Below are 7,048 nucleotides of genomic sequence, written 5' to 3'. Positions count from 1 at the left end.
ATTGCCGCGCTTTAGGGGCAGGGTTCGCTGGCTGGCTGTACTGATGCTCCCCGTGCTGCAATTGCTGGCATTGTTTAGTAAAGAGTTGGCGATTTTAATTCCAGCGCTGGTGGTCGTGCTTGCGATATTTTTGCGCGACAAACAAAGCTACCAAAGAGCGGATGTAGTTGTTTTGTTGGTGTGTGTAGTGTTGTGTTTGGTGTGGTTGCATTTCTATAAAGAGTTCACGCCCAACCGCCATTCCGCTTATGGTTTGACGCTGGGCGAGAATCTGGTGATTAACACCCTGAGTTATTCTGCGTGGATTTTTAATGTGCCGCGCGAAGCCTTGCGTATGATCGTGATGGAGCGATACTTGCTGGGGGTTGCATGGGCGGCTGCCTGTTTTATCCCTATGGCTATTGTGTATTGGCTAAGTATTCGCGCGTTAAAACCTTCACTCACCATTGTGCAATGGCTCGCAGGTTTGGCTTTTTTAATTATCGCTTACGGCCCCTATTTTTTACTGGCTAACCAATCTTATGAATATTATGCCGCTGTGGCGGTAATATTTCCCTTGCTGTTGGTTGCGCGCGCGCTGGTGATGACTAATCAAATTAAGATTGGTTTGTTATTGATAGGTTTTTCATCGTTAATAGCAGTGCAGGGTACACGCTCGGCAGATTATCCTGCAGTAATTGACCGCGCCTTTTGGGCGGAGCGGCAAATAGAAACATTGCAACAAGAGATGATTGTCTCGCCCTTATTGGTCAGTGTTACTAATGAACACCAGTTTGCCGCCTTGGGTGTGCGCGGGCTGGAGTGGCGATTGGGTTTGCCGCTCGGTAGCGTGATACTCACACGGGATTGTTATCGCAAGGGTGAAAAATTAGCGCAGAGAATACTGGTGCAAAATACTGCTGGGAATTTTGTGTGGGAGGATTGCAATTGATCGCAGCAAAACAGATTTGCCTAAAAACAATTTTAACTGCACATGCTGATGAACTTGCCTTGATCATCGGCAATGGCATCAATCGTTACAATAGTGACAGTGGCCTGAATTCGTGGGATGCAATGTTGTTAGATTTATGGGTCAAACATACCGACGATGACCCAAAGGATATTCCGCTCGGAATATCACTCACTGAATTTTATGATGCGCTGGATTTAAGTAGTACCTCCAAAACCAAAAACCTGCAAAAAGAATTTTGCGATTTTCTTGTCGGCTGGAATGCAAAAGCGCATCACCAGACAATGATGGACTGGGCTAAACACCATTCAGCCCCGGTGTTGACGACTAACTTTGATGAGACCTTATCGGATTGTGCAGCATTGGAATTACACCATACCGACGCTGTGCGCTTTACGGATTTTTATCCCTGGGCCAGTTATTTTGCGGCCGGGGAAATTAAAAACCCTGCGCAGGAATTTGGGATTTGGCATGTCAACGGAATTAAGCGCTATTCGCGCAGTATCCGTTTGGGCTTAAGTCACTACATGGGTTCTGTGGAGCGTGCGCGCACATTAATCCATAAGGGCGGTGAGGGGCGTTTATTTGCCGATGCCAACCATGGCAAATGGAATGGCCACAACACCTGGTTGCATATTGTTTTTAATAACGACTTGTTGTTTATCGGTTTGGGATTGGATACTTCTGAAATATTTTTGCGCTGGTTACTGATCGAGCGCGCCAAGTATTTTAAAACTTTCCCCGAGCGCGCCAAAAAAGCCTGGTATGTTCATGCAGGGCGAGATTTATCACAAGGACAAACAATATTTTTGAAAAGTGTCGGCTGTGAGATTGTTAAAGAAGAAAGTTACGATGCGCTTTATGGGGATAGTTGGTCAGTCCTTTGACTCCGAGAGCTTAGGCGGCTCGTACATTTATCTGTGCGGTCTTAAACGATCGACATATAAACAAGAGGGTATCGCGCGTTTGAATATCAGTAACTGTTTGTGCGACTGCCACAGCAGTTTCAAAATCGTGTTTCAGACACAGGCATCTGACTTCACGAATCAATTCAATGTCTTTCTTAATCAAATCCATCTTCTACCTCATTGTAAGTTGAAATCTCCGTGTGGGAATCACACATTTTTACCTGCTCCGCAGGCACCGTTTTAAGTATCGCGTAGGCTCGCAAAAGCTCCAATCCAGTAAGTCGGGTTTGCTAGATTAGATTTTCATAAAAGGAATTCTGCTTGTACTTTCACTAACAACAAGCCTGATGCTGAATGATACAAAAGTCCCCTTAGATCGTATTGCTGAACAACTGTTTCCTGGGATATTCACAAATGAAAAAAGCAATTTATTGGTTCAGGTACGATCTTCGGTTGGCTGATAACCCCGGTTGGGCGCAATTGGTTGCCTCCTGCGGCTCTGTGGTGGGTGTGTTTGTATTGCCCAAACGCTGGTTTGTGCCGGGGCGTTATCAAAGCAAAGGCATAGAGTCTTATCGTTTGAGGTTTTTGCTTGAATCACTTGCTGATCTGCGTTCCCAGTTGCGCGCCTGCGGTAGTGAATTGATCGTGCTCGATGGCGACCCTGCACACGAGCTTTCTAGTTTGGCGGAGAAATTGGACGTAGGAATAGTTGGCGTTGGGCTGCACCCCGGCAGTGATGAGTGCGATGATGTCGTTCGCCTACAAAACAGGCTCGATATTCCAGTCAAGTCCAGTGAAAATTTTACGCTGTTTGATCGCGCCGAATTACCTTTTGATTTACAGGATCTGCCCGATATTTTTTCACAGTTCCGCAAACGGGTAGAGCATCAGCCACTAAGCCGGGCACTCCCTGCTCCCCAGCGTTTGCGTCACAGTGTGATGGTCGATGATTCAGTCTGTGTGTTGGATAAGTGGTGTGCGATTTTGTCAGCGCAGCGTATGGCCTATCCAGCACATTCACAGGCTTTGGCTTTTTCGGGCGGCACCAAGGCAGGTGTTGAACAATTACAATATTATTTGGAAGGTTCACACAACATTGCATCCTACAAAGAGACGCGCAATCAACTTGATGGCTGGGATTTTTCATCCAAGTTATCGCCCTGGTTAGCCTTGGGTTGCATTTCTGCGCGGCAGGTTGCCGAGGCTATTCACCAGTATGAACATGAATACCAAGCCAATGACTCCACTTACTGGCTGTATTTTGAATTGATTTGGCGTGAATACTTTCAATGGCTCGCATTTCGTTACGGCAAAAAAATGTTTGCGCTGCGCGGCATACAACATAAAAATCCCCTGTTGAGTTTTTATTCCGCCGAGTTTACTGCCTGGTGTTACGGTAATACCGCCAGTGATTTTGTGAATGCGTTTATGCGGCAGCTACTTCACACCGGCTGGATGTCGAATCGCGGCCGCCAGATTGTCGCTAGCTATTTGATTAATGAATTGGGTATTGATTGGCGCTACGGCGCCGCTTGGTTTGAACAGCAACTTATTGATTATGACGTAGCTGCCAATTGGGGGAATTGGCAGTACCTTGCCGGAGTGGGCACAGATCCGCGTGGACGACGGCATTTTAATATTGAAAAGCAGCGGCAGACTTACGACCCCGAGTCAATTTTTATCGAGCGCTGGATAGCCGACATCTAGCTACTGCGGTGGTTGTCAGCAATAGGGCGACCAGGGTTTGGTTTTGTAAATTCCTTGTTATTTATCTGATAATTGAGTTAGATTTGCTGGATAAACACTAATAACAGGATGATGTACCTATGACTAACCTGCGCATGTCCCTGACGACTGTTATAGCGTCGCTTCTTTTTAGCTCCGCAGCCCATGTAGCGTCCGCCCCAGCTTCAACAACTGCTACGAATCCGGACCAAGAGGAATGGGTTGATTTGTTTAATGGTAAAGACCTGAGCAACTGGACGATCAAGATTCGCGGCTTTCCTCTAGGTGAAAACGCATTTAATACGTTTCGTGTTAGCGACGGTATTCTGCAAGCGCGCTACGATGAGTACACCGAGTTTAAAGAACGTTTCGGCCATATTTTTTACAACGGCGGGCCGTTTTCCCATTACAAAATCCAGGTGGAATATCGCTTTGTGGGAGAGCAAGTGAAAGGGGGGCCAGCATGGGCATTGCGCAACAACGGCATTATGTACCACACGCAAGATCCTAAAACCATGGCAGTGGAACAGGATTTTCCGGGCAGCATGGAGTACCAATTATTGGGTGGTAATGGCAAAGACGCGCGCACAACCGGCAACCTTTGCACCCCGGGTACACATGTCGTATTCAACGGAAAATTTACTGAAGACCATATTATTAATTCCAGCAGCGATACTTTTCATGGTGACCAATGGGTCACAGCAGAATTAATTGTGCACGGCAGTGAAAAAGCCGAGCACTTTATCAATGGCAAAAAAGTATTGGAGTACACCGGTTTACAATGGGATGACCGCACACCCAACGGCAGTGGTTTTATCGCTTTGCAAGCTGAGAGCCATCCAACTGATTTCCGCAAAGTGCGGCTGTTAAATTTGGAAGGTTGTATGGATAAAAAAGCGAAAAATTATAAAAGTTACTTTGTGAAAGATAATCACAAAGCTTGCCAATACTAAATTTGATCTACACTAAAACAATTAACTCCCCGCACAGGGGAACCGTGATAGCAAAGAGGAACATAAATGATGAAATATACTTCTGCAGCCCTGTTAGCACTGGTATTTGCCTCCTGCGCATCCGTTGCCGATGACGCTGCAATTAATGCCAAGTACGAAAAATCTTGCAAACTCTGCCACGACGGTGGCCTGATGGGAGCGCCCAAAACGGGTGATGTAGCCGCTTGGGCGCCACGTTTGGAGAAAGGTAATGATGTGTTGATGAAGCATATCAAAGAGGGATTCAACGCTATGCCGCCAAAAGGAACCTGTATGGATTGCACAGACGAAGAATTTCAAAAGCTGCTGGAAAAAATGTCGAAGTAGTCTTTTGCCAAATTCAATAATAAACCCGCCAATGAGCGGGTTTATTTTTTTACGTGAAATAAAGTTCAGGGCGTAAAATTCTATCGATGTAGATCAATGCCCCTCGTGTACTTCTTCTTTTAAGGTCGAGAGATAGGCAACCAAATCGCGCAACTCCGCTTTGGTCAACCCCAAGCCCATTGGTGGCATAGGTGAAATACCACCGAATTCGAGTTTTTCAATTTCTGTGCGCGCAATAGTTTTTACTGCGTTATTTGCTGTAATCGTCACATCGGTTTTTGTTTCAGCATCGAACGAACCTTCAATACGTTCACCTGTTTTTAATACCGCAGTGGCACGGCCAAAACCGGGAGCAATTCGAGCGGCGGGTGCAACCAGTGCTTCCAGCATTTGTTCGGGTGCAATACGAGTAGCGATAGTGGTTAAATCAGGCCCCACTTTATTGCCGCGCGTACCTACCATATGGCAGCGCACACACTGGGTTGAATTGCTGTAACGAAAGAGTTTTACACCCTCATCTGGATTGCCACCGTAAATTGATTCGCGGTAAACATCGAGCGGGTTGTTTTTATCTTTTTTACTTTCGTAAGTTGCCAGCAGTTGTTTAAATTCCGGTGTGCCAATTTTTTCAACGGCGGTAATTAATTCCAGCTGCACTTCCGGTGCAATTTTTCCATCGATCAAAAGCGCCATTTGCTCGGCGAATACGGCTTCTGCTTCCGGTGCTTTTACATTCGCAAGTGACAGCAGTGCGGCTTGTTGTTCACCAGTAGTGCCATTTTTGAGTAAGACGCTGTGCATTTCCACCACTTGTGGGACGGGCAGATCTAATTCAGGAACCAGTGCAAGGGCTTTCATACGTACCGATTGGGATTTATCTTTCAATGCGATAAAAACCAGGTCGCCGATATTGGCAGGGTTAAATTTTTTGAGTGTATGCAGCGCGGCGATACGCACACCATCTGATGAATTATGTTTGAGTAATTCAACCAGCTGGTCTTTGGCATTCTGGATGTTTAATTCGCCCAGTGCTTTAACCGTTGCCTCACGCACACTGCTGTCCTGATCGGCCAATAATGTGCTGTAGCCGCCACCAATCGCTGCAATAGCTTCTGCCTTCGGACGGTTGAGTGGGCCGCGATACATTCCAGTAACACGGTCGTAGTTAGATGACTCTGCCCATACCGATACTGCTTGAATTGCTTCTGCGCGCAACTTTCCCGCGATATTTTTTTGTTGTGCAAATTGGATCAGGCGGTTGGCATTTTCTGCGCTGTTGCCCCCGGCATACACGTTAGCGTTAATGGCGCGGCGCAATAAAGGCTCATTGGTAAACACGGGTTGCTCAATTAATTTTGCCAAGGCCGGCAGTGCCTCTACCACTAAATTATCATCGTTGATTGCGCGTGCAGCATTGGTGACAACAAATTCGCTTTTATCATTCAAAAATAATGCAAGGGCAGGGCTTTCCATTTGTTTTAATGCAACCACTGCGGCGATCCGCACGGCCTCTGATGGATGTGTTGCGAGTCTACTTAATGCTTCCTGATTGCCAATACGTCCCAGTGCGATAGCACCCGCGTGACGCAAATACACATCTTGTTCATTGTTGGCTTCCAGCATTGCAACCAGAGGTACTATGGCTGATTCAGCGCGGATGCGCCCCAAGGCTTGTGCGGCATAGAGTTGCGCACGCGGATTTTTATCGGCAAGCAGTGGCAATAATTTTTCTGTCGCTGCTGTGGTATTGGCATCGCCTAAAACCTTGGCCGCTTGCGCGCGAATTTCAGAATCGGCGTCTTGCAGTAGATTGATTAATACCGCCTGCTCAGCCGGATTCTTACGCAGGATTTGCCCCAGGCCCCAGATAGCATGGATACGTGCGAGTTGGTTGCTCGATGAAATGGCGATGTTTTGCAAAGGCTTTAATTGTTGGTTTTCCACCAATGCGAATTGCGCTTTTTGGCGTACACGCATGTCCACATGGTTTAACAGCTCGACCAATTTTTCGGTGGGCTCTTTGCGCAGATCAGCAGCCAGTAATGTTTTGGTTTCTGTGCGGATCGCATTGCCAGCTGTATCGGGCGTATCCAATTTCCACACACGGCCTTTTTGTTTTAAACCCCAGCCTTCAATCCAATCGC

Annotated in this window: 6 protein-coding genes; 5 read left to right on the top strand and 1 reads right to left on the bottom strand. The window is 46.8% G+C overall.

Translation table 11 applies throughout. From position 1 onward, the window contains the following. The 5 genes from ACWA6V_RS14610 to ACWA6V_RS14590 form a co-directional block, all read left to right on the top strand. A partial coding sequence (locus tag ACWA6V_RS14610; protein WP_449523182.1) for a hypothetical protein occupies positions 1 to 931 on the top strand: 931 nt, incomplete at its 5' end. Beyond that, positions 928 to 1,836 carry a hypothetical protein gene (locus ACWA6V_RS14605; RefSeq protein WP_449523181.1) on the top strand — a complete coding sequence of 303 codons (909 nt, stop codon included), beginning with the start codon at positions 928 to 930 and terminating at the stop codon, positions 1,834 to 1,836. The genes ACWA6V_RS14610 and ACWA6V_RS14605, both read left to right, overlap by 4 nt. 435 nt (positions 1,837 to 2,271) lie before the next feature. After that, complete coding sequence (locus ACWA6V_RS14600) at positions 2,272 to 3,567, top strand: DASH family cryptochrome (protein ID WP_449523180.1); 1,296 nt, start codon at positions 2,272 to 2,274, stop codon at positions 3,565 to 3,567. A gap of 245 nt (positions 3,568 to 3,812) precedes the next feature. Further along, the gene (locus ACWA6V_RS14595) at positions 3,813 to 4,538 is read left to right on the top strand and encodes a 3-keto-disaccharide hydrolase (RefSeq protein ID WP_449523179.1); all 726 of its coding nucleotides are present in this window, start codon (positions 3,813 to 3,815) and stop codon (positions 4,536 to 4,538) included. A gap of 66 nt (positions 4,539 to 4,604) precedes the next feature. Then, complete coding sequence (locus ACWA6V_RS14590) at positions 4,605 to 4,904, top strand: c-type cytochrome (protein WP_449523178.1); 300 nt, start codon at positions 4,605 to 4,607, stop codon at positions 4,902 to 4,904. Positions 4,905 to 4,997: 93 nt separating this feature from the next. On the opposite strand, the gene ACWA6V_RS14585 is transcribed toward ACWA6V_RS14590, so the two are convergent. Next, positions 4,998 to 7,048, bottom strand: a 2,051-nt coding sequence (locus ACWA6V_RS14585; protein WP_449523177.1) for a HEAT repeat domain-containing protein, incomplete at its 5' end; no start/stop codon positions are given.

It is taken from the genome of Cellvibrio sp. (genome assembly GCF_053579595.1).
This window is presented reverse-complemented; position numbering and strand designations above follow the sequence as displayed.